Source organism: Rhizobium sp. 21-4511-3d (assembly GCF_053522545.1).
The window spans coordinates 106,329-128,072 of sequence record NZ_JBNWCF010000007.1 but is presented as its reverse complement, the minus strand read 5'-3'; the positions used below and the strand labels follow the sequence as shown (position 1 = coordinate 128,072).

19 protein-coding genes are annotated in these 21,744 nt (G+C 62.1%); 6 read left to right on the top strand and 13 right to left on the bottom strand.

All coding sequences use genetic code 11. From position 1 onward, the window contains the following. The first annotated feature begins 17 nt into the window (after positions 1–17). Entirely contained in the window at positions 18–668 is a 651-nt protein-coding gene (locus tag ACQZ5H_RS16855; protein WP_449098450.1) for a TetR/AcrR family transcriptional regulator, read from the top strand. On the opposite strand, the gene ACQZ5H_RS16850 is transcribed toward ACQZ5H_RS16855, so the two are convergent. Next, the gene (locus tag ACQZ5H_RS16850) at positions 665–1,567 is read right to left on the bottom strand and encodes a GGDEF domain-containing protein (RefSeq protein WP_449098449.1); all 903 of its coding nucleotides are present in this window, start codon (positions 1,565–1,567) and stop codon (positions 665–667) included. The genes ACQZ5H_RS16855 and ACQZ5H_RS16850 overlap by 4 nt on opposite strands. A gap of 332 nt (positions 1,568–1,899) precedes the next feature. Between ACQZ5H_RS16850 and ACQZ5H_RS16845 the strand changes: the two genes are divergently transcribed. Both ACQZ5H_RS16845 and ACQZ5H_RS16840 read left to right on the top strand, forming a co-directional pair. After that, on the top strand, positions 1,900–2,595 hold the full coding sequence (locus tag ACQZ5H_RS16845) for an orotate phosphoribosyltransferase (protein ID WP_112713601.1): 696 nt from the start codon (positions 1,900–1,902) through the stop codon (positions 2,593–2,595). A 61-nt stretch (positions 2,596–2,656) separates the two neighbouring features. After that, positions 2,657–3,583 (top strand): carbohydrate kinase family protein, encoded by a 927-nt coding sequence (locus tag ACQZ5H_RS16840; RefSeq protein WP_449098448.1) that lies wholly within the window; start codon positions 2,657–2,659, stop codon positions 3,581–3,583. Between the two features lie 2 nt (positions 3,584–3,585). On the opposite strand, the gene ACQZ5H_RS16835 is transcribed toward ACQZ5H_RS16840, so the two are convergent. The 3 genes from ACQZ5H_RS16835 to ACQZ5H_RS16825 form a co-directional block, all read right to left on the bottom strand. Then, complete coding sequence (locus ACQZ5H_RS16835) at positions 3,586–4,389, bottom strand: alpha/beta fold hydrolase (protein WP_449098447.1); 804 nt, start codon at positions 4,387–4,389, stop codon at positions 3,586–3,588. A gap of 116 nt (positions 4,390–4,505) precedes the next feature. Next, on the bottom strand, positions 4,506–6,131 hold the full coding sequence (gene pgi, locus ACQZ5H_RS16830; protein WP_449098446.1) for a glucose-6-phosphate isomerase: 1,626 nt from the start codon (positions 6,129–6,131) through the stop codon (positions 4,506–4,508). A gap of 427 nt (positions 6,132–6,558) precedes the next feature. After that, on the bottom strand, positions 6,559–8,259 hold the full coding sequence (locus ACQZ5H_RS16825) for a long-chain-fatty-acid--CoA ligase (RefSeq protein ID WP_449098445.1): 1,701 nt from the start codon (positions 8,257–8,259) through the stop codon (positions 6,559–6,561). Positions 8,260–8,492: 233 nt separating this feature from the next. On the opposite strand from ACQZ5H_RS16825, the gene ACQZ5H_RS16820 reads away from it, so the two are divergent. Continuing rightward, positions 8,493–8,885: a PRC-barrel domain-containing protein gene (locus ACQZ5H_RS16820; protein ID WP_112714372.1), complete on the top strand. Its 393-nt coding sequence runs from the start codon at positions 8,493–8,495 to the stop codon at positions 8,883–8,885. Between the two features lie 57 nt (positions 8,886–8,942). Here the strand turns inward: ACQZ5H_RS16820 and ACQZ5H_RS16815 are convergent, their stop codons facing one another. The 6 genes from ACQZ5H_RS16815 to osmF are packed head-to-tail and all read right to left on the bottom strand — an operon-like array spanning position 8,943 to position 15,657. Further along, positions 8,943–11,384, bottom strand: coding sequence for a glycoside hydrolase family 2 protein (locus ACQZ5H_RS16815; protein WP_449098444.1), 2,442 nt, complete (start codon positions 11,382–11,384; stop codon positions 8,943–8,945). 10 nt (positions 11,385–11,394) lie between these two features. Continuing rightward, positions 11,395–11,790, bottom strand: a complete 396-nt coding sequence (locus tag ACQZ5H_RS16810; protein ID WP_449098443.1) for a VOC family protein — start codon at positions 11,788–11,790, stop codon at positions 11,395–11,397. A 46-nt stretch (positions 11,791–11,836) separates the two neighbouring features. Next, complete coding sequence (locus tag ACQZ5H_RS16805; protein ID WP_449098442.1) at positions 11,837–12,586, bottom strand: ABC transporter permease; 750 nt, start codon at positions 12,584–12,586, stop codon at positions 11,837–11,839. Next, positions 12,583–13,527 (bottom strand): ABC transporter ATP-binding protein, encoded by a 945-nt coding sequence (locus tag ACQZ5H_RS16800; protein ID WP_449098441.1) that lies wholly within the window; start codon positions 13,525–13,527, stop codon positions 12,583–12,585. The genes ACQZ5H_RS16805 and ACQZ5H_RS16800 overlap by 4 nt, the downstream gene beginning before the upstream one ends. Further along, a complete protein-coding gene (locus ACQZ5H_RS16795) occupies positions 13,524–14,690 on the bottom strand; it encodes an ABC transporter permease (RefSeq protein WP_449098440.1) in 1,167 nt (388 codons plus the stop codon). Before ACQZ5H_RS16795 ends, ACQZ5H_RS16800 begins: the two co-directional genes overlap by 4 nt. Positions 14,691–14,748: 58 nt before the next feature. Beyond that, positions 14,749–15,657 carry a glycine betaine ABC transporter substrate-binding protein OsmF gene (gene osmF, locus ACQZ5H_RS16790; protein WP_203429657.1) on the bottom strand — a complete coding sequence of 303 codons (909 nt, stop codon included), beginning with the start codon at positions 15,655–15,657 and terminating at the stop codon, positions 14,749–14,751. 420 nt (positions 15,658–16,077) lie between these two features. On the opposite strand from osmF, the gene ACQZ5H_RS16785 reads away from it, so the two are divergent. Both ACQZ5H_RS16785 and ACQZ5H_RS16780 read left to right on the top strand, forming a co-directional pair. After that, positions 16,078–17,289 (top strand): LysR family transcriptional regulator, encoded by a 1,212-nt coding sequence (locus ACQZ5H_RS16785; protein ID WP_449098439.1) that lies wholly within the window; start codon positions 16,078–16,080, stop codon positions 17,287–17,289. A gap of 34 nt (positions 17,290–17,323) precedes the next feature. Continuing rightward, positions 17,324–18,046 carry a copper homeostasis protein CutC gene (locus ACQZ5H_RS16780; protein WP_449098438.1) on the top strand — a complete coding sequence of 241 codons (723 nt, stop codon included), beginning with the start codon at positions 17,324–17,326 and terminating at the stop codon, positions 18,044–18,046. A gap of 6 nt (positions 18,047–18,052) precedes the next feature. Here ACQZ5H_RS16780 and ACQZ5H_RS16775 read toward each other — a convergent pair whose 3' ends face one another. Genes ACQZ5H_RS16775 through ACQZ5H_RS16765 form a run of 3 tightly spaced genes read right to left on the bottom strand, consistent with a single transcriptional unit; the run spans position 18,053 to position 21,688 of the window. Beyond that, positions 18,053–19,072: a zinc-binding alcohol dehydrogenase family protein gene (locus tag ACQZ5H_RS16775; protein ID WP_449098437.1), complete on the bottom strand. Its 1,020-nt coding sequence runs from the start codon at positions 19,070–19,072 to the stop codon at positions 18,053–18,055. 59 nt (positions 19,073–19,131) lie between these two features. Further along, complete coding sequence (locus ACQZ5H_RS16770; protein ID WP_112713573.1) at positions 19,132–20,106, bottom strand: ABC transporter permease; 975 nt, start codon at positions 20,104–20,106, stop codon at positions 19,132–19,134. Between the two features lie 28 nt (positions 20,107–20,134). Beyond that, complete coding sequence (locus ACQZ5H_RS16765) at positions 20,135–21,688, bottom strand: sugar ABC transporter ATP-binding protein (protein WP_112713571.1); 1,554 nt, start codon at positions 21,686–21,688, stop codon at positions 20,135–20,137. Between the last annotated feature and the right edge of the window lie 56 nt (positions 21,689–21,744).

Below are 21,744 nucleotides of genomic sequence, written 5' to 3'. Positions count from 1 at the left end.
ACCGAGGAGGGATGCGCATGGACGACAAGACGCCGGTGCGGCGCAGGCGGCAAGCCGTGCCCGTGGGGCAACCCCGACGCATCCCGAGCCAGCAGCGCGGCCGCGATCGCTTTGAGAAGATTCTGGCTGTGGCTGCCGAGCTGATAGGGAAAAACGGCAGCGATGCCCTGAAGATGAGCGAGATCGTCGAGAAGGCGGAGCTCTCCTTCGGTGCCCTCTATCAGTATTTCCCGGACAAGACCTCGATCATCCGCACCCTTGCCGAGCGGTTCAACGAAGAGGGCAGGCGGTGCGTCGAGGAGGAGCTGTCGAAGGTAACGGATGCCGCCTCGCTGCACCGGGCGCTCGGCACGATCACCGACGAATACTACCAGTTCTTCCGCCGCGAGCCCGTCATGCGCGATATCTGGCATGCGACGCAGGCAGACCGTTTGCTGCGAGCCGTCGATGCCGAAGACATGGAGTTTCATGCGCAGGCACTGTTTTCGGTGCTGAAGCGCCTCTGGCCCGAACGGAGGGAAAGTGACCTGCTGCCGGCCGCGCGGCTGCTGATGCAGCTGCTGGCGGCGGCCGTGCGCTATGCGATCTCGCTGGATGATGAGGAGGGGGAGACGGCGATCGCGCTTTACAAGAAGATGCTGCCCGCCGATCTCGAGCGCTTGGTCTAGCTGGCGACGCTTTCGCCGGAGACCGACCGGGCTGCCGCCCAGTGCACGGCGTTGCGGCCATTGTTCTTTGCCGAATAGAGTTTCCGGTCTGCTGCCGTCAGCATCACCTTCAAGCTCTCGCTCTTGGGGTCACCACGATAGACGCCGAAGCTTGCGGTCACGCGTCCGGCCGGAAGCGGCCCAATCGCCTTGGCGGCCAGTTCCTTGCGCAGCCGGTCGGCAATGGCGATCGCTGCCGTGGTACCAGTCCGAGGCAGAACCAGGCAGAATTCCTCGCCGCCGATGCGGGCGGCAATATCGTAGGGCCGCAGATTGTGCTGGATCGTCGCGCCCGCCGCCATCAGCACCTGGTCGCCGACATCGTGGCCGAATTCGTCGTTGATCGATTTAAAATGGTCGAGGTCGAAGACGACAACGCTGATTGCCGTGCTCTCGCGAGCGGCCCGGGCGATCTCCATCGAGCCGATATCCTTCAGCCAGCGGCGATTGCCGAGGCCGGTAAGTACATCTGTCGTCGCCTGACGGCGCAGCTGCGAGAGGGTGGCGTCCAGCTCGACAATGAGAACCGAAATGCCGTTGGTGACGACACCGACCTCATCCGTGCGCTTGCTGCGCACCGGCTTGACCGCGCCGTTGGCGCGATAGGTCTCTACAGTCTTTGCGATCTCATGCAGCGGCTTGATCAGCATCCAGACCGATGCCAGGCAGAACGCCGTGCCGATGAGCGTGGCGCCCAACACCGTTCCAAGCACCGGGATGGCTTCGCTGCGAAAGCCGGTGACGAGGTAGGTGATCAGGGCGAGTAGGGGGATATGCGTCGATGCAAAGCATATTGAGAAAATCTTGAAAGTGAGTGACGCGTTGAACTTCTGAGTGATTTCGGACACCGCCAGATTCATTCCGGACTCCTTGCACGGCTTTCAGAACCGCGCAGAAATTGGCCTGTCAGGTGTTTTTCAAATCCTAAGGCATCCATTAGAATTTTAGCGAATACCGGTGGTTTGCCGGTCCGGTAAGGCCAAAAGCCTTGGTTCCCAATATTTATCAGTAGGTCCTTAAATTTGCGCGGATTTGTGGAAAAAATCGAGGGCTCTACGCTGCGAACGCGCTATGGTTTTGCCGTTCCGGATGGCGCTCGCGCCCGCGTCGAACGTGCAAAAAGTTCCGGCACTGGAAAGATTTTTTCGTTGCTGCTATTGCCGCATAGCACCGTAAGCCGAAGGAGAGAGCCATGACCAAGACGACATTTCCCGACCGCGCCATTATGGCGGAACTCCTTGCCAAGATGCTCTGGGAAATCAAGGCGGTCCACTTCAACGCCGAGCAGCCCTATAAGCTGGCATCAGGCATGGCCAGCCCCGTCTATATCGATTGCCGCAAGCTGCTCTCCTATCCGCGCGTCCGCTCGGCGGTGATGGATTTCGCCGCCAGCGTCATCACCCGCGACGCCGGCTTCGAGCGCTTCGATTGCATCGCCGGCGGCGAGACGGCGGGTATTCCCTTCGCAGCGCTCTTGGCCGATCGCCTCAGCCTGCCGATGATCTATGTCCGCAAGAAGCCGAAGGGTCACGGCCGCAATGCCCAGATCGAGGGTCATATGCCCGAGGGGTCGCGCGTTCTCGTCATCGAGGACCTGACGACCGCCGGCGGCAGCATGTTCACCTTCATCGATGCGATCCGCGCGGCCGGCGGCATCGTCGATCACGGCATGGCGCTCTTCTATTACGGCATCTTCAACGAAGGCGCCTTGCGCTTTGCCGACGGCAAGGTGAAGCTCCACCATATCGCTACCTGGCGCAACGTTCTGGCCGTCGCCAAGGAGCAGAAGCTGTTTGACGAAAAGACGCTGAGCGAAGTGGAAGCCTTCCTGGACGCGCCGCTTGCCTGGTCCGGCCGGAATGGCGGCGTCAGTGAGCTTTCGCTCTAGCCTTTTGACAAAAGCTCACTTATTGGATTGAGGCAACAAGAGCCTTCTGGGAGGAATTGCGATGATTTTGTGCTGTGGCGAAGCGCTGATCGACATGCTGCCGCGTGAGACGACGCTGGGCGAAAAGGGCTTCGCGCCCTATGCCGGCGGCGCGATCTTCAACACCGCGATCGCGCTCGGCCGCCTCGGCGTGCCGACGGCCTTCTTCACCGGCATTGCCGATGACATGATGGGCGAAATCCTGCTCGGCACGCTGAAGGCCAGCAATGTCGACTACAGCCCCTGCGCAATCACGCCGCGGCCTTCGACCATCGCCTTCGTCAAGCTCGTCAACGGCCAGGCGACCTACGCCTTCTACGACGAGGGCACCGCAGGGCGGATGATCACCACCGATGACCTTCCTGTTCTCGGTGACGATTGCGAAGCGCTGCATTTCGGCGCCATCAGCCTGATCCCGAGCCCCTGCGGCGAGACCTATGAGGCGCTGCTCGATCGCGAAGCCGCCAAGCGCGTCATCTCGCTCGATCCGAACATCCGCCCGGGCTTCATCAAGAACAAGGAAGCCCACATGGCGCGCATCAAGCGCATGGCCGCCAAGTCGGATATCCTGAAGTTCTCCGACGAGGACCTCGAATGGTTCGGCCTCGAAGGCAGCCATGACGATCTCGCGGCCTACTGGCTGAAGCACGGCGCCAAGCTCGTGGTCATCACCAAGGGCGCCGAGGGCGCATCCGGCTACACCAACGAGCGCAAGGTTACCGTGCCGAGCGAGCGCGTCACCGTGGTCGATACGGTCGGCGCCGGCGATACGTTCGATGCCGGCGTCTTGGCGTCGCTGAAGATGGACAACCTGCTGACCAAGGCGCAGGTCGCCTCTCTCGATGAGAAGGCACTGGGCAATGCCCTGGCGCTCGGCGCCAAGGCTGCGGCCGTCACCGTCTCCCGTGCTGGCGCGAACCCGCCATGGGCGCGCGAAATCGGCCTCTGAGATCAGGTCTGGCTGCCGAGAAAGGCCAGCACCTCGCGATTGAAGAGGGCTGGCCGCTGCAGCGGCGCAAAATGGCTGACGCCGGGTATGAGAACAAGCTCGGCGTCAGGGATTGTTTTCGCGAGATAATCGATGTGTTCGCGGCGGATGAACTCATCGCTCTCGCCGATCGCAACAGTGACCGGCACTTTGAGCGCCGCTAGTTCTCCCGCCGTATAATTCGGCTCGCTCTGCATCATCTTCCCGACATCCGCCACGAAAGCTTCGAAATCCTCAGGTGTTGTCGAAAGCGCCTGATAGTCCTTCCGGTGACGGCTGAAGCAGCGGTCTATGACGGGCGTCGGGCGGAACTCTAGCGTTCCAGTCGCATCCATGTTGCAGGCGAAGAAGAACACGCCCGAGACGCGCTCCGGATGCCGGTCGGCAAGGATCAACGCCGTACACGCGCCGTCGCTCCAGCCGATGACCGATGCCTTCTCAATCTCCAGACGATCCATCACGGCAAGCACGTCGCCGGACATCAGCACATAGCTGAACGGCCGGTCATCGCGCGTGCTGCGGCCATGGCCCCGGCTGTCGATGACGATGACACGATATCCGGCATCGATGAGGGCCGGCACCTGATAGCCCCAGTTCCCGGCATTCCCGAGCCCGCCATGCAGCAGGATCACCGCCGGACCGGCGCCATAGCTGGCGTACCAGATCTCCGCGCCATCATTCGAAACCCGGCCTTCAGCGCCGGAGGCGGGGAGCGGCTCGGCGCCTTGTTCATCGAATTTGAAAAGCTCGTTGTCGGTGAATTCCATGGGCATCTCCTCGTGCATTTCCCATAGGACGAATAGATGGCCCGTCATTCGACAGCATCAAACAAAAAAGCCCACCCGCGCTGGCGGATGGGCTCGAAAAGCGATCGAAAGGTGCCTTACTTGGCAAGCTTTGCCAGAGCGGCGACGAGTCCCTGCGTCGAGGAGTCGTGGCCGGCAGCGCTTTCCTTGCCTTCGACGACAGGCAGCAGGCCGGTCGCCAGTTCCTTGCCGAGCTCGACGCCCCACTGGTCGAAGGAGTTGATGCGGAAGAGCACGCCTTCGACGAAGACGCGGTGCTCATAGAGCGCGATCAGGCGGCCGAGCGCGTAGGGCGTCAGCTTGTCATAGACGAAGGTGATCGACGGGCGGTTGCCGGTGAAGACACGGTGCGGCGCAATGAAGTCGGCCTTCTTGTCGTCCATGCCCTTGTCGGTCAGCTGCTTCTTGGCTTCCTCGAAGGTGCGGCCCTTCATCAGCGCTTCCGACTGCGCCAGAACGTTTGACATCAGCAGCTGGTGCTGGTGGCGCAGCTCGGGCTCGAAGGCATTGGCGGCGATCATGAACTCGGCCGGGATGATGCTCGTGCCCTGATGGATCAGCTGGTAGAAGGCGTGCTGGCCGTTGGTGCCGGGCTCGCCCCATACCACCGGACCGGAATTGCCTTCGACCGGCGTACCGTCGATCGTCACGCCCTTGCCGTTCGATTCCATGTCGAGCTGCTGCAGATAAGCCGGAAAGCGCGACAGGCGCTGGTCGTAGGGCAGCACGGCGCGCGTCGGATAGCCAAGAACGTTGCGATGGTAGAAGCCGATCAGGCCGAGCAGCATCGGCAGGTTTTCGGTAACAGGCGCCTTGCGGAAATGGTTGTCGACGGCATGGGCGCCATCGAGGAACTTGCCGAAATTGTCAGGGCCGATGGCGATCATGATCGGCAGGCCGATGGCAGACCAGAGCGAATAACGCCCGCCGACCCAATCCCAGAAGCCGAAGACCCGCTCGCTGCCGATGCCGAAAGCGGCGACCTTGTCGAGCGCCGTGGAAACGGCGGCGAAGTGGTACTGAACGGCGGCGTCACCGAGAGCCTTGGCAATGAAGTTGCGCGCCGTCTGCGCGTTGGTCATCGTCTCGACCGTCGTGAAGGTCTTCGAAGCGATGATGAAAAGGGTGGTCTCAGGCTGAACGAGCTTCAGCGTGTCGGCAATATGCGCGCCGTCGATGTTGGACACGAAATGCGCACGCGGACCGTCATGGAAAGGCGCCAGCGCCAGCGTCGCCATCACCGGACCGAGGTCCGAGCCGCCGATACCGATATTGACGACATCGGTGATCTTCTTGCCGGTCGCGCCCTTCAGCGCGCCCGAGCGGATGCCATCGGCAAATTTGCCCATGGCGGCGAGCACCGAGTTGACGTCAGGCATGACATCCTTGCCGTCGACGAGCACTGGCGTGTTGGAGCGGTTGCGCAGCGCTGTGTGCAGCACGGCGCGATCTTCGGTGAAGTTGATCGCCTTTCCGGAGAACATCTCGTCACGCTTCTTCGCGACGCCGCCTTCTTCGGCGAGCTTGACGAGCAGCGCCAGGATCTCGTCGTTCACCGCGGTCTTCGAATAGTCCATCAGGAGATCGTCGAGGGAGGCGGTGAAGCGCGAGAAGCGCTTGGGATCGGTGGCGAAGGCAGCGCGGATATCGGTGGCTTTGGTGGCGGCCGCAGTGCTCTTCAGCTTTTCGACGATGGCATTCATGGGAGGCTCCTTTGGAGGCGGAGAGGGTTGCGGAAACTATTCGCTTTGTAGGGCGCAAATCAAGTTCAGCCACAAGCTGCCTGCAAAAAATGACACAAGTTGTGCCGCGCTTGATGAAAAGGGAGAGTGCGGGTATATTTGGGGAGTGGCAGGCGGAGTTCGAGCTCCGCCTGCCGTTGCCTATGACTTTTGGATTGTGACCCGGACGGACACTGACCAGCTCGTCCGGGTTCTCCGCACCATAAGCGTAACGCTTAGCGGTTTATACCACATGGCATTACCTCCGTTTCGCAAAGCAAGGCTCTTGCCAAAGCCGGTGCGGCCCATCCTCACCGGTGGGCCGGCTGGTCTCGGCCCATGCTGCTTCTGCTATTGAAACGGGCTGATGAAATCACATCTTATGGTTGCTTTCAATTGTGCGTGAGGATCAACCGCGCAGATCCTTGCGCAGGATCTTCCCGACCGGGCTCTTGGGCAGCTCGTCACGGAATTCGATGATCCGCGGCCGCTTGTAGTTCGTGAGGTTGGCGGCGCAATGCGCCTTCACGTCGGCCTCGGTCAGGTTCGGGTCCTTGCGCACGACGAAGAGCTTGACCGTCTCGCCCGAATGGCCGTCCGGCACGCCGACGGCTGCCGATTCCAGAACGCCCGGGTGCATGGCCGCCACTTCCTCGATTTCGTTCGGATAGACGTTGAAGCCGGAGACGAGGATCATGTCCTTCTTGCGGTCGACGATCTTGGTATAGCCACGCTCGTCCATGAAGCCCATGTCGCCGGTGCGGAAATAGCCGTCCGGGGTCATCACGCGCGCCGTCTCATCCGGCTTGTTCCAGTAGCCGGCCATCACCTGTGGTCCGCGAATGCAGATCTCGCCGATTTCGCCGAGCGGCAGCGAATTGCCGTCCTCGTCGCGGATATCAAGTTCGGTCGACGGTATGGGCAGGCCGATCGAGCCGGTGAATTCTGAGGAATCGAAGCGGTTGGCGGTAGCAACAGGCGACGTCTCCGAAAGACCATAGCCTTCGGTGATGTGCGAGCCGGTCATCTTCAGCCAGCGCTCCGCCACCGGCCGCTGCACGGCCATGCCGCCGCCGAGCGACATGACGAGCGACGAGAAGTCGAGCTTGGCGAACTCGGCATTGTTCATCAGCGCGTTGAAGAGCGTGTTGAGGCCGGGGAAGATATGGACATTGGCCTTGCTGAATTCCTTTACGAAGCCCGGAATGTCGCGCGGGTTGGCGATCAGGATGTTATGCGCGCCGAGCGACATGCCCATCAGCGAATTCACCGTCAGCGCGAAGATATGGTAGAGCGGCAGGGCGCAGAGGAAGTTCAGCACATCCGGCTGCTTCTTCTTGTCGAAGGCCGATTTCAGCCAGAGCTGCAGCTGCAGCTTGTTGGCGAGCAGGTTGCGATGCGTCAGGATCGCGCCCTTGGCGACACCCGTCGTGCCGCCGGTATATTGCAGGAAGGCGATATCATCGCCGCTGAGTGTCGGGCGCTGCAGCGAGCGGCCTGCACCTTCCGACACAACCTGCTTGAAGGTCTTGTGCTGCGGGATCGACCAGGATGGCACGAGTTTCTTGACCTTGCGCACCACCAGATTGACGATCAGTCCCTTGGCGCCGAGCATCTCGCCGAGCGAGGTGACCACGACATGGCGAACGTCGGTCTTGACGAGAACCTGCTCCACGGTGCGCGCAAAATTCTCCAGCACGAAGATCGCTTTCGCGCCGGCATCGCGCAGCTGATGTTCGAGCTCGCGCGGCGTATAAAGCGGATTGACATTCACGACGGTGAGGCCGGCGCGCAGGATGCCATAGACGGCGACCGGGTTCTGCAGCACGTTCGGCATCATCACGGCGACACGATCGCCCTTCTGCAGGCCGAGGCTCTGCAGCCAGGCGGCGACCTTGCGGGTCTGCGCTTCGAGATCGCGATAGGTCAGCATCTTCCCCATGCTGGAGAAGGCGACGCGATCGGCATAGCGCTCACAGGACTTTTCCAGCAGTTCGGCAACCGATTCGTATTCCAGCGGCGGAATTTCGGCCGGTACGATATCCGGATAGGTCGCGAGCCAGGGCTTCTGCCGCTCTTCGCCACCTGGATGCACGGAAATGCTGTTCATCGTGTCTCTCTCCCTATCCGGCCACGGTGCCGGTTCGCGGCTGCCGGCCGGACGATCCTCCATCATCCTTGCGGGCAGCTTATGCCAATGGCCGAACGGTTCAAGCCGCTATAAGCGTTACACTAACTTTGACGTAAACGTCAACAATTCACCCCCGTACATTTGAAACGGACGCGGGAACAATGATTCCGGCCTGGCGTTTTCCAATCATGCAAACAGCAAAGGAGCTGAAAATGCTTAATCAGGGTACAGACGCCAGCCGCCGCGATCCCAACGTCAAGGACACGCATTCGCTGATTGCCAGCGACCGCGTGGAAGGCACCCGCGTTTATGGTGCAGATGGCAAGCATATCGGCTCGATCGAGCGCTTGATCATCGGCAAGCGCGATGGCCGTGTCGCCTATGCCGTACTGAGCTTCGGCGGCTTCCTGGGGATCGGCCACGATCACTATCCGCTGCCGTGGGAAAAGCTGAACTACGATACGCAGCTCGACGGCTACCGCATCGATCTCACCAAGGAGCAGATCGAAGGCGCGCCGAGCTATGCGGACGATGACGACACCTGGTACAACGATAATGGCCGCCGTGTTTACGACTATTACGGTGTGCCGCCGTACTGGATGTAAGTCGTTCGCTAGGACGAGCCGGAAAGGGCCCCGCCGCGTGCGGGGCCTTTTGGCGTTTTAGGGCAGCAGATCGTTGGCGCAGCGCAGGACGACGCCTTGCGTGATGTCCTCAGCCTTGAACATCTTCCCTGTCTTTATCGAGAAGGTATGGCTTTCGCCCGGCAGGAGAGTGATCAGCATGCTGTCGACGACGGCAGCCGGATCCAGCCGGTCGGCCATCAGGCAAAGATCTTTCAGGAAGGTGCCTGCCGTGACCGTCACATCGGCGCCATTAGCAACGGCGCTCACTGAAACCTGCATCTGAGGCTTCGGCAATTTCAGATCGATATCCTCGACGAAATAGTGGAAGGCGCGCTTGTCGAGCATCTGCACCACCACGACCTCGTTCGCCGCGTTGTCAGGCGTCGCAATATCGTCTGCAAGCTCGAACTCTTTCGCTTCGAACCGGTCGCAGAGCAGCCGCCAGAATTCGAACTCGGCCCGCACCGTGCCGTCGAGCCGAACGCGCTTGCCCGAGATTTTCGATCGCCAGAACAGCGTCCGCTCATTGACGGCAACGGCCGCGAGCTTGTCGCCACGCGGCTGGATGGTCAGCAGGCGCGGATCGAAGGCCTGCTGCATCGCATACCAGAGCGGCTTGCGCCGCCCGGCGGAATCGAGGGCTGCCCATGAGGTCACCGGCCAGCAATCGTTGAACTGCCAGACAACAGCACCCTTGCAGATCGCCCGGTGCGAGCGCATGTGCTCGATCGCGAAGCGGATGGCGCGTGCCTGATTGAGCTGCGTCGCGAAATGCCAGTCATCCATGGTCTCGGGCACCGGCAGGTGTCCGGCAAGGCCGCGGATCAGCTTCTCATTGCCCTGCGTCGCTTTCTGATGATGAAAGACTCCGTGCGATTGCGGCGTCAGGGGCGCATCATGCACGCTCTCCTCCAGCGTCGCCCAGTTTGGCGGCGCCTGCCAGCCGAACTCCGAGCAGAAGCGCGGGATATAGTTGCGGTAGACCTCCCAGCCCACATCGTTCCAGACATCCCAGATATGCTTGCATCCGTGACGATCGTCGTTCGGCTCGATATCCATCGTGCCCGAGTAAGGGCTGCCGGGATAGTAAGGCCTGTCAGGGTCGAGTTCGGCACAGAGCTTCGGCAGGACATCGAGATAGTAGCCGAGACCCCAGCTGACGCCGTCCTTGATGATCGGGCGCCAGCCCCATTCGTCGAAGCCCCAGATGTTCTCGTTATTGCCGTTCCAGACGATCAGCGACGCATGCGGCATCAGGCGGACAACGTTGTCGCGAACCTCGGCCTCCACTTCGCTGCGCAGTGGCTCCTCCTCGGGATAGGAGGCGCAGGCAAAGAGGAAATCCTGCCAGACCATCATGCCGGCCCGGTCGCAAGCCTCGTAAAATTCGTCCCGCTCGAATATGCCCCCGCCCCAGACGCGCAGCAGATTGATATTGGCCGCCTTCGCCTCGTCGATCCGCGCCGCATAGCGCTCGGCGGTGACGCGCGACGGGAAGCAATCGTAGGGGATCCAGTTGGCGCCGCAGGCAAAGAGCGGAACGTCGTTGACGACGAATGTGAAGGCTGAGCCGTGCTCATCGGGCGCGGTGTCGAGGCGTACGGAACGGAAACCGATCTCCTTGGAATAGCTGTCCAGCATATGGCCATCGCTATCGCGAAGTTCGATCAAGAGCGGGTAGAGCGGTTGCCCACCAAGATGATGCGGCCACCAGATCTGCGGTGAGGGAACCGTCACCTGGACGCTTGCCTCGCCTGAAGCATCGACCTCGATCGTTCGCGAAATGCCGCCGATCTGCGCAACGATCAAGCAGCCCGAACCGTCCTGCTCAGCAGCGATCTTCGCGTTGATCGTCACGACGCCATCACCCCCGGCAAGCGTCGCGGAAACGCGCGTCTCCGCCAACCGGGCACGATCCCAGCTTTCCAGCCGCACCGGCTTCCAGATACCGGCCGTCACCAGCGTCGGACCCCAGTCCCAACCGAAGTTGCAGGCCATCTTGCGCATCAGGTTGCCGGGGCCGGGATAGTTGTTCGGCCGGTAGCCGTACTGCTTTTCCATCTCCGCGCCATAAGCATAGGCGGAATGGAAGGTGACGGTCAGCTCGTTGGATCCGGCCTCGAGGCGGCTCGAAACATCGAAGCGATAGGTGCGATGCTGGTTGAAGGTCCGGCCGATCTCTTCGCCGTTCAGCCGGATCGTCGCGATCGTATCCAGCCCGTCGAAGACCAGCTCCTGCACCTTGCCGGTTTCAGGCGCCGCATCGAAGCTGAGCCGGTAGACCCATTCGCAGCGGCCGATCCAGTCGTTGGTGATCTCGTTGACATCGAGATAGGGGTCCGGAATGAGGCGGGCCGCCAGCAGGTCGGTATGGACGCAGCCGGGCACCGTGGCGGGGATGGCTTCGGGCAGTCCAGGCCGGGCTGTATCGTTGCAGGAAAGGGTCCAGCCGGTGTGAAGCTCTGTTTTCTCGATCATGCGGATGCTCTTACTGGAAACGGCCGTGGCGCTGCAGGACTTCGATCTTGTAGCCGTCGGGATCAGTGATGAAGAAGAACAGGGCGAAGAGTTTGCCGTCGCGGTTGAGTTCGACCAGCTTGCCCGGATTGAGCCCGGCCTTCCCCAGCCGCGTGTGTTCGACAGCCACTTCATCGACCGAGACGGCCAAATGGCCATAGCCGTCGCCGAGATTATAGGGCTCGACGCGGCCCTTGTTGACCGTCAGTTCGAGCTCGAAGCCGGTCTCGGGATTACTCATGTAAATTAGCGTGAAGGTCTCGAAGTCGATGCGATCGGCAACCTTGAGGCCGAAGACCTTGCCGTAGAACTCGGTGGATCGCGCCTCGTCGAGAACGCGGATCATGGAGTGGATCATCTTTGCCAAGGCGGCCTCCTCTTGCCGTATCACGGCAGCCTTGGTAGCCGCCGGATCAGGCGGGGCGCAAGCCAATTCTGCGGGTAATTGCGCTTTCGATGACACCCATCGCGTCATAGATCAGCACCGCCATCAGGCCGACGATCAGACCGCCCTGCAGGATGAAGGCGGTATTGTCGGAAATCAGTCCGGCAATGATCACTTCGCCAAGCCCCTTGGCGGCAACCGTCGAGCCGATCGTCGCCGTGCCGATATTGATGACGGTCGCCACCTTCAGACCTTCGAGGATCAGCGGCAGCGCGAGCGGAAGCTCCACCTTGAAGAGCCGCTGCGTCGGGTTCATCCCCATTCCGTCGGCCGCATCGAGCACGGCGGGGTTGACCTGCCGGATGCCGGAAACGGTGTTTTCGAAGATCGGCAGCAGGCCATAGAGAAACAGCGCGATCAGCGTCGGCCCGGCGCCGAAACCGGTCGCGGGAACGGCTAGCGCCAGCACGGCGACCGGCGGAAAGGTCTGACCGGCATTGGCGATGGCGCGCGACAGCGGCAGGAAATCGGCGCCGCTTTTGCGGGTGACGAAGACACCGGCGAGGATCGCCAGGATCGCCGTGCAAATAATCGAGCCGATGACGAGTTCGAGATGCGCCAGCGCCAGCGAGGGCAGGCTGTTCTGCGTGTAGACGGGTGGGGCGTTGTTGCTGGTCAGCGGCACGAGCATGAAGGAGAGCCACTCCGTCCTGAAGAGCAGGATCAGGAGCAGCACGAAAGCCGCCACACGGAAGATATTGGCGACGACAAACTTCATGCCTTGCGGCCCAGTTCGAGAAGCTTTGCCATCGAGATCGAGCCGACAGGCGCCTTCGCGCCATCGGTTACCGCCGCTTCATCGGCACCCTGCCAGATCATCTCGGCCAGCGCATCGCGCAGGCTGAGCGATTGCGGCAGCGTAAAGCCGAGGCCGCTCTTTGCCGGCGCCATACTTTCCTTCAGCGGCGAAAGCGACATCAGCTTCAGCGCCCGGTCAGACGTGCCCGTCAGTTGCTGCACGAAGGGATCGGCAGGTTCGGTGAGGATCTTCTCCGGCGTCGAACATTGCAGCAGCTTGCCGCCGCTCATCACGGCGATCTGGTTGCCGAGGTGGAAGGCCTCGTCCATGTCGTGGGTGACGAGAATGACGGTCGTGCCGAACTGCTTCTGGATCGCCAGCAGATCGTCCTGCGCCTTGCCGCGAATGACGGGGTCGAGCGCGCCGAAGGGCTCGTCCATGAGCAGCACTTCCGGCTCTGCCGCAAGCGCGCGTGCGACGCCGACACGCTGCTGTTGGCCGCCGGAGAGCTGATGCGGGTATTTCTCGGAGAAGGTGGCCGGGTCTAGATTGAAGAGGCCGAGCAACTCATCGACGCGCTTGGCGATCCGCGCGCCATCCCAGCCAAGAAGCTGCGGCACGGTCGCGATATTCTGCGCGACGGTGCGATGCGGGAAAAGGCCGTGGCCCTGGATCGCATAACCGATCTTGCGGCGAAGCTCGGTCACCGGCGCGTCCATGACATTCCGGCCGGCAACGAAAATCTCGCCTTCGGTGATCGGCACCAGCCGGTTGATCATCCGCATCAGCGTCGATTTGCCGGAGCCGGACGTGCCGACGATGACGGTCACCGATCCCTTTTCGACGCTCATCGAGACATTGTCGACAACGGTGGCGGCGCCGTAGCGCTTGGTGACGTTCCTGATCTCGATCATGGTCATGCGGCGGATCCCCGTATGCTGTCGATGACCGCATCGAGGATGACGGCCGATGAGAAGGCGAAGAAGACTGTCGGTACGGCGCCGAGCATCACCAGATCCATCGCCGTCTGGCCGATGCCCTGGAAGATGAAGATGCCGAAGCCGCCGCCGCCGATGAGTGCGGCAATGGTCACGAGGCCGATGGCCTGGACGAGCACGATGCGGATGCCGGTGACGATGACGGGCAGGGCCAGCGGCAGGTCGATCCCGGTCAGGATCTGGCGTCGCGTCAGGCCCATGCCGGCTGCCGCATCGCGCACCGAGAGATCGACGCCTTCGAGGCCGACGACGGTATTGGCGACGATCGGCAGCAGCGAATAGAGCACGAGCGCGATCAGCGCCGGCGCCGTGCCGATGCCGCGAATGCCGAGCTCGGCGGCCAGCGGCACATGCGTGGCGATGTAGCCGAGCGGCAGCATCAGGATGCCGAAGAGCGCCAGGCTCGGGATCGTCTGGATGAGGCTGAGACCCTGCAGCACGGCGGCGCGAAGTTTAGGCACCCAGAAGCAGAAGATGCCGAGCGGCAGGCCGATGACGATGGCGATCGCCAGCGAACCGAAAGCCAGGAGAAGATGCGATTTGGCTTCCGTCCAGAACTGCGCCGAACGCGTGGCGAATTCCTTCATGATCGACAGGCTGTCGAGCAGCCCGGATGTCAGGCACACGGCCAGCAGCGCGCTGTAGGCAATGAGAGCGCCAACCCGCATCCAGGGCGTCAGCCGGATCTTGACCAGCGCATCGGAGATGATCAGGCCGACGACGCCGAGCAGGATCCAGAAGCTGCCGCCGGGCGTCATGCGCGCGGCATTGCTGTTCGGCGGCGTAAAGGCGGTGGCGGCAAAGCCGATCGCGGCGATCAGCGCCGCAAGCGCCAGCGTGCCGATCGCAAGCCGCAGCACGGCATTCTGCAGGAAGAGCGCTGCAAAGGCGGTGGCGACGAGCAGGAGGGTGAGAATGATGGCGGCGGGCTGGTCGAGAAGCTGCGTGAGAAGCATCGGCTTGCCTGAGGCAATGCGGTTTGCCTTCACATAGATGAAGGGCAGAAGTGCAGTGGCAAGAACGCCAGCAATCACCAGAACCACGCCGAGCCGGTCCAGTTTGCGGACCGCTAAGGTTTCTTCCATCGATCCATCCCTGTCCGGAAAGAAGGATGCTCCGCCCCGGAGGGCGGAGCACTGCGAATTACTTCAGGAAACCTTTTTCCTTCAGGTAGCCTTCGGCAACGGACTTTGCCGGTTCGCCATCGACCTGGATCTTGGCGTTGAGCTTCCGGAGCTCGTCAGCCGTCAGGCTCTTGAAGATCGGCGCGAGAACTTCCTCGATCTTCGGATTGGCCTTCAGCACTTCTTCACGGATGATCGGGGTCGGCGCATAGACCTGCTGCACGCTCTTGTCGTCTTCGAGAACGACGAGTTCGGCCGCCGCGATAGCGCCGTCGGTGCCGTAGACCATTGCGGTGTTGACGCCGTTTGTCTGGTCGGCTGCAGCCTTGATCGTCGCCGCGGTATCGCCGCCGGAGAGAACGACTTCCTGATCAGCCGTCAGCTTGAAGCCGTAGGTCGTCTGGAAGGCGGGCAGCGCGCCGGCGGAGTTCACGAACTCGGCGGATGCCGCGAGTTTGGCAGCACCGCCACCGGCAACCCACTTGCCGAAATCGGACATGGTCTTAAGATTGTTCGGGCCGGCGACATCGCTGCGTACAGCGAGAGCCCAGGTGTTGTTGGCGGGCGAGGGCGTCAGCCAGACGATCTTGTTGGCGTCATAGTCCAGCTTCTTGGCCATCTCGTAGCCCTGGTCGATATTCTTCCAGGCGGCGTCATCAGCCTTGTTGAAGAAGAAGCCGGCATTGCCCGTATATTCAGGATAGATGTCGATTTCGCCGGCGGTGATCGCCTTGCGAACGACAGGCGTTGCGCCGAGCGCGATGCGGTCCTGCGTCTTGATGCCGTTGGCTTCGAGGGCGAGCGCGATGACGTTGCCGAGCAGCGTGCCTTCGGTATCGATCTTCGACGAAACGACGACGTCGGCAGCATGGGCCGCACCCGCCGCGAAGGCGGAAATAGAAACGGCAAGCGCGAGTTTCTTCAGCATGGAGTGTCCCCTTGGTTAACACCGTTTACGAACGCGGAGACCCTGGCGGAAAGCTCCACGCGTGAAATCCCCCGGCCCAGACGGACAACCCGCCGGAATGCCGGACCTACGAGCATCATGGAAATAGTGTGCGCTCTCGAAAAATCGATGCAACCCCTCTCCAGTATTTGCGATCGCGGCGCGATTATCGCCGTGAAAGCAACGCCATGCGCGCAATTGCATTTCGTTCTGCAACGCCGCAGCGATTTGTTTTTGTCCCCTTGCGTGTTTCCACGATCATCGGGTGCTCAATCGCTCCATCAGCCACCGGCCCCGCTTTTCTTGTCCGGTGACGATAGCCTGCGGATTCCGAAAAGGGATATCTTTTTTCGTGAACACACAATAGTGTCCGCTTTTCAGTCACTTCCGGAGGTCGGCGCTTTGCATCTTGGCGCTCTTTTTATCGCCAGCCACGTCCTCTCGTCGGGGTCGGTCAGGGAGACGGCGCGGCGCTTCTCGCTTGCTGCGTCGACGGTCTCTGCGGCCGTCTCGAACCTCGAAAGCGAGCTGGCGCTGAAGCTGACGGAGCGCAGCGCCGGAGAGCTGGTGACGCTGATCGCAAGCAGCCAGGTGCGCCAGGGATTGACGCCGATACTGGAGGCGATCGCGCAGCTCGCCGAGCTATCCGGAGAGGCGCCGGAAGAGTTCGAAGGCTGGGCCGCGCGCATCCCGGTGAAGATCGCCACGATGGAGCGCTTCCTCGAAGTCGCCGATCAGGGCAGCATCAATCGCGCCGCCCGCCGCCTCGGCCTCGGTCAGCCGCAGCTTTCGCTGCAGATCGCCAATCTGGAGAAGTTCACCGGCCAGAAGCTTTTCGAGCGGCAGGCCCAGGGCTCGGCATTGACGGAGGATGGCAGGCGCGCCTACGCGATCTTCTCGGCAATCAGCCAGGCCTGGAACGACCTGAAATCGGCGGCCGACGAACGCTATCAGCGCACGGCGCGCTCGCTGCGCATCGGCTCGATCATCCCGACCGGTGCGGAAAGCTGGGTGGCCCGCTGCCTTGGCGCGCTCGTCGCCGACTGGAATAGCGGCCGCAACAAGAATGCCATCTCGCTGATTTCGATGACCGCCGACGATTTGCGTGAAGCGCTGAAATCCGGCCGCATCGACGTCGCCATCCTCGATTCCGTCTTCGGCCTCGAAAGCTTCCAGAACCGCGAACTGCTGCGCACCGATCTCGTCGCGATCGCCCCGCCCGGCAGCACGGAGACGGATGTCGCAGCGCTGGTCGCCGCCCACCCGATCTGCACGCCGAGCGAGCGCACCGGCTTGGGTGACGCTGCAACGGAACTAAGCCGCGCCGGCATGGTAAGCCGCCGCTTCCGCAATCAGGATATCCGGGCGGCGGATTCCCTGCCCGTGATCGTCGATCTCGTCGCCAATCACGGCTACGTCTCGTTCCTTGGCCGCGTCAGCGCGTTGCCGATCGCTGATCGCGTCCGGATCGTCGATCTCGCTGAGCCGATCCCGATTTCTTATCATGTCGCCTTCAATCACCGGAAGGCCTCGGCCGATGCCTGCACGATGATCATCGAGGCTGTCCGCAAAATCGTCCGCCAGCCCATCGCAAAATCGCCGGCCATGGCGTAGAGCGTTCGGCGCGCCAATACGAGGGAGATGAGAGATGCCGGTTTTGCTTGAAGTATGCGTCGACAGTGCCAAGGGCCTTGCCGCCGCAATCGAAGGCGGCGCCAACCGCATCGAGCTCTGCTCTGCTCTCGAAGTCGGCGGCCTGACCCCGGTCGCGGGCATGATGAAGGCCGCTGCCGCAGCGCCTATCCCCGTTTACGCCATGATCCGCCCGCACGCCGGCCCGTTCATCTTCGACGCGGCCGACGAAGCGGCGATGATGGCGGATATCGATGCCGTCAGGGCTTTCGGCCTCGCCGGCGTCGTCATCGGCGCCAACCGGCCCGATGGCACGCTCGACATGCCGCTCATCCATCGTCTCAGGGCGCATGCCGCGGGCCTCGGCTCGACGCTGCATCGCGCCTTCGATCTCGTTCCGGATGCCGACGCGGCGCTGGAGCAGGCGGTCGAGCTCGGCTGCGAACGCATCCTCACCTCGGGCTGCGTGCCGAAGGCGATGGATGGTCTGGAAACCCTGAAGCGTCTCTCCGCCAAGGCTGCCGGCCGCATCTCGATCATGCCGGGAAGCGGCGTTCGTCCGTCGAATGCCGCCGAAATCCTGCGTGCCACCGGTGCCCGGGAAATCCACGGCTCCTGCAGCTCGCCGGTCGCAAGCATGGACCCGCGCGCCGTTGCCTTCGGCTTCGAAGCGCCGAGCTCCAATCAGACGGATACCGCAGTTGTCAGGCAGATGCGTCAGGTCATAGACGCGATCTGACCGCGATCAGCCGGCGACCTTGATGACGGCCTTGATCAGGCCGCTCTTCTCATGCGCCCAGCGGGCAAGATCCTGCGGCGCATCGGCAAGCGTCGTGCGGTGGGTGATCAGCTTCTCGACCGGGACGAGACCCTTGGCGATCGAATCCGCCACATGCTCGAAATCGACGCGTGTCGCGTTGCGGCTGCCGATCACCATCATTTCGCGCTTGTGGAACTCCGGATCGGAGAAGCGGATATCGTCCTTGACGACGCTGACGAGCACCAGTGCGCCGCCGTGGGCGACGAAGCCGAAGGCCTTTTCCATTGATGGCCCGTAGCCGGTCGCATCGAACACCACGTCGAAGCCATCGCCATCCGTCGCGGCCCTGACCGCATCGGCAACCGCCTCATTCGCAACGATGCCCGACTGGAAGCCGAAACGCTCTGCCGCCATCTGCAGCCGCTCGGCGCTGGTGTCGAGCAGCGTCACCTCATGACCTGCGATCCGCGAGAAGATTGCTGCACCAAGCCCGATCGGCCCGGCACCGATGACCAGGGACCGAGAGCCCGCAGGCGCCATCGACCGGCGGACGGCATGGGCGCCGATCGCCAGGAATTCGACGGTCGCGGCGGCCTCGAGACTTAGCCCCTTGGCGGCGTAGAGATTGCCGGCCGGAACGGTAATCTCCTCGCAGAAAGCCCCGTCGGTGTGAACGCCGAGAACCTTGATGTTGGTGCAGCAGTTCGGCTTGTCCTTGCGGCAGGCAACGCAGCTTCCGCAGGAGAGATAGGGATTGACGATGACAGGCGTACCGACCGCCATCGCCACGCCGTCGCCGGCCTCGATGACGGTTGCCGAAATCTCGTGGCCCATGACGCGCGGATATTCGAGGAAGGGGTGCTTGCCTTCGAAGATGTGGTAGTCCGTGCCGCAGATGCCGACATGGCTGACCGCCAGCCGCACCCAGCCGGGAGCGGGCGTGCCGGGGGAAGGGCGCTCGACGGTTTCGAGCACACCGGGCTTCTGGCAAAGCACTGCTTTCATCTTGGTTCTCGCATTCTGAAATGAAAAGGCCGGCCTCGCGACCGGCTTCCCTTCTTGTCCTAGACGCTCCGGCGGCGGCGCAGCTGGTCGAAATAGACGATCACGATGATCAGAAGACCGGTGATGATGCGCTGCCAGAAGGAGTTGACGTTCAACAGGTTGGCGCCGTTGTTGATGGTCGCCAGGATGAAGGCGCCGATCAGCGGGCCGTGAACCGAGCCGACAGCACCAAAGAGCGACGTGCCGCCGATAACCGACGAGGCGATCGCCTGCAACTCCCAGCCATCAGCCTGTGTCGCGTTGCCAATGGCGATACGCGAGGCGAGCAGCACGCCGACGAAGGCGGCAAAGGTGGCGGAGAGGATATAGGCGAGGAAGATCATCCGGTTGACGTTGACGCCGGAAAGGCGCGCGGCTTCCGCATTCGAACCAACGGCGAAGAGGTAGCGTCCCCAGCGGCTGAGATGCAGGAAGACGAAACTCGGCACCGCTACCAGGATGACCATCCAGAACAGGCTCGGGATGCCCAGGAAATCGGCGCGGGCGAAGTTCGAGAAGTCCTCGTTGACGATGTTGATCGACGAGCCGTTGGTGATCAGCAGGCCGACGCCACGCAGCGACGTCAGCGTCGCCAGCGTGATGATGAAGGGCGGCAGGCCCATCTTGACGATGCCGAAGCCGTGGAACGTGCCGATCAGGACGCCGAACAGCAGCGTGATCAGGATCGCTGCCCACACCGGCACCCCTGCCTGTAGCAGCCAGGCGATGATGACACCGGCAAAGCCGACGATTGCGCCGACCGACAGGTCGATACCTGCGGTAATGATGACAAAGGTCTGCCCCAGCGCCAGAATTGCTGTCATCGAGCCCTGCCGCAGCAGGTTGCTGATGTTCAGCGGCGTCCAGAAGCTGGCGGTGAAAATTCCGAGCATTAGCCAGAGGAAGAGCAGCAGGCCGATCAGCGTCAGGCCGAAGAGGATGTTGACCTTGCGGCGTGGCGGCGGCGGTGCAATTTCGGTGGGGGTTGCAGTCACTGTTCTCTCTCCCTCTTATTCTTCTTGCTCAGACGCCGATCGCTTCGCCAAGCACTTCTTCGTGCGACGCCGCGTGGAAATCATGGCTGGCGACAAGCTTGCCGGCGCGGAACACGTGCAGCCGGTCAGCGAGCTCGTAAACCTCAGGCAGGTAGGAGGAGATCAGGATGATGCCCGCGCCTTCCTTCAGAAGTTTGGAAAACAGCCGGTAGATCTCCGCCTTGGTACCGACGTCGACACCGACGGTCGGCTCGTCGAAGATGAACAGCCGCGCGCCATGGCTCAGCCACTTGCCGATGACGATCTTCTGCTGGTTGCCGCCGGACATGCTGGACGCGTTGACGCGGCGGCTCGGCGTCTTGATGCTGAGATCACGGATCTGCTTTTCGGCGTTGGCCGTTTCGACGCTGTGGTTGATCACCGGACCGCTGCTCAGCCGCTTGAAGACCGGCAGATTGATGTTGAGGCCGATCGGCAGGTTGAGGCAGAGACCCTGATCGCGGCGGCTTTCTGGTGCCAGGGCGATGCCGAGGTCCATGGCGGCGCGCTCGTTCTTGATATCGACCTTCTTGCCCATCCAGTGAATTTCGCCTGCGGTCGTCTTCTCCCGGCCGTAGAGCCCGAGCGCGAATTCGCTGCGCCCGGCGCCGATCAGGCCATAAAGCCCGACGATTTGCCCTGCCTTGACGCTCAGCGACACGTCCTCGAAACCCGGTCCCGAGAGACCGCGCACTTCGACGATCGTCTCGCCGATCGGCACTTGCTCCTTGTGATAGATCTGCTCGATCGAGCGGTTGATCATCAGGGCGATCAATTCGTTCTCGTTGGTCTCGCCGATCAGCCGAGTGCCGACATGCGTTCCGTCGCGCAGCACCGAAACCCGGTCGGCGAGCTCGAACACTTCTTCCATGCGATGGCTGATATAGACGATCGTCACGCCTTCGGCTTGCAGACGGCGGATCAGCTTGAAGAGCTGTGCCGATTCCTGGCGCGTCAGATAGGCTGTCGGTTCGTCGAAGATCAGGAACTGCGTGCCGCGCATTGCCGCACGCGCTGTCGCGACCAGCTGCTGCTGGCCGATTGTCAGATCGCTGAGCAGCGCACCAGCAGGCAGGCCGAAGCCGAGGTCGTCGAGCACGGTCTGCGCCATGTTGACCATCTGCCGTTTGCGCATCAGGCCGAACTTGTTGACCTCGTCGCCGAGAAAGAGGTTGGCCGCAACAGTCAGGTGCGGGCAGAGCACCACTTCCTGGTGAACGGCGTTGATGCCGCGGGCGATCGCCTCATTCGGCGATGACAGGCCGACCGGATGGCCGCACCAGAGAATTTCACCGGCGGTTCTGGTGATGACGCCGGTCAGAAGCTTGATGAGTGTGGATTTTCCGGCGCCGTTTTCGCCGACGATCGCATGAATTTCACCGGCCAGAAACGTCACTGTCGCCGGCTTCAGCGCCTGGACGTAGCCGTAATTCTTCTGCAATCCCTTGAGTTCCAGAATGGGCGAACCTGCCGGAATACGGCTTGCCTCTTTCAGCGTGGCACTGTCATCGTGGCGATGACTGACCTCTTCCAGTCCGTCCATGGACCTCTCCTCCCATATGCGAATTCCGGTCCTCCACCGTCGCCCGCTCTCCATGT

What these genes read in the sequence shown, in the direction of transcription:
- ACQZ5H_RS16765 (WP_112713571.1), bottom strand. Translation starts at nt 21,688, where the DNA reads ATGGACGGACTGGAAGAGGTCAGTCATCGCCACGATGACAGTGCCACG.
- ACQZ5H_RS16845 (WP_112713601.1), top strand. Translation starts at nt 1,900, where the DNA reads ATGACCAAGACGACATTTCCCGACCGCGCCATTATGGCGGAACTCCTT.
- ACQZ5H_RS16850 (WP_449098449.1), bottom strand. Translation starts at nt 1,567, where the DNA reads ATGAATCTGGCGGTGTCCGAAATCACTCAGAAGTTCAACGCGTCACTC.
- ACQZ5H_RS16795 (WP_449098440.1), bottom strand. Translation starts at nt 14,690, where the DNA reads ATGGAAGAAACCTTAGCGGTCCGCAAACTGGACCGGCTCGGCGTGGTT.
- ACQZ5H_RS16855 (WP_449098450.1), top strand. Translation starts at nt 18, where the DNA reads ATGGACGACAAGACGCCGGTGCGGCGCAGGCGGCAAGCCGTGCCCGTG.
- ACQZ5H_RS16835 (WP_449098447.1), bottom strand. Translation starts at nt 4,389, where the DNA reads ATGGAATTCACCGACAACGAGCTTTTCAAATTCGATGAACAAGGCGCC.
- ACQZ5H_RS16820 (WP_112714372.1), top strand. Translation starts at nt 8,493, where the DNA reads ATGCTTAATCAGGGTACAGACGCCAGCCGCCGCGATCCCAACGTCAAG.
- ACQZ5H_RS16780 (WP_449098438.1), top strand. Translation starts at nt 17,324, where the DNA reads ATGCCGGTTTTGCTTGAAGTATGCGTCGACAGTGCCAAGGGCCTTGCC.
- ACQZ5H_RS16825 (WP_449098445.1), bottom strand. Translation starts at nt 8,259, where the DNA reads ATGAACAGCATTTCCGTGCATCCAGGTGGCGAAGAGCGGCAGAAGCCC.
- ACQZ5H_RS16800 (WP_449098441.1), bottom strand. Translation starts at nt 13,527, where the DNA reads ATGACCATGATCGAGATCAGGAACGTCACCAAGCGCTACGGCGCCGCC.
- ACQZ5H_RS16805 (WP_449098442.1), bottom strand. Translation starts at nt 12,586, where the DNA reads ATGAAGTTTGTCGTCGCCAATATCTTCCGTGTGGCGGCTTTCGTGCTG.
- osmF (WP_203429657.1), bottom strand. Translation starts at nt 15,657, where the DNA reads ATGCTGAAGAAACTCGCGCTTGCCGTTTCTATTTCCGCCTTCGCGGCG.
- ACQZ5H_RS16775 (WP_449098437.1), bottom strand. Translation starts at nt 19,072, where the DNA reads ATGAAAGCAGTGCTTTGCCAGAAGCCCGGTGTGCTCGAAACCGTCGAG.
- ACQZ5H_RS16815 (WP_449098444.1), bottom strand. Translation starts at nt 11,384, where the DNA reads ATGATCGAGAAAACAGAGCTTCACACCGGCTGGACCCTTTCCTGCAAC.
- pgi (WP_449098446.1), bottom strand. Translation starts at nt 6,131, where the DNA reads ATGAATGCCATCGTCGAAAAGCTGAAGAGCACTGCGGCCGCCACCAAA.
- ACQZ5H_RS16840 (WP_449098448.1), top strand. Translation starts at nt 2,657, where the DNA reads ATGATTTTGTGCTGTGGCGAAGCGCTGATCGACATGCTGCCGCGTGAG.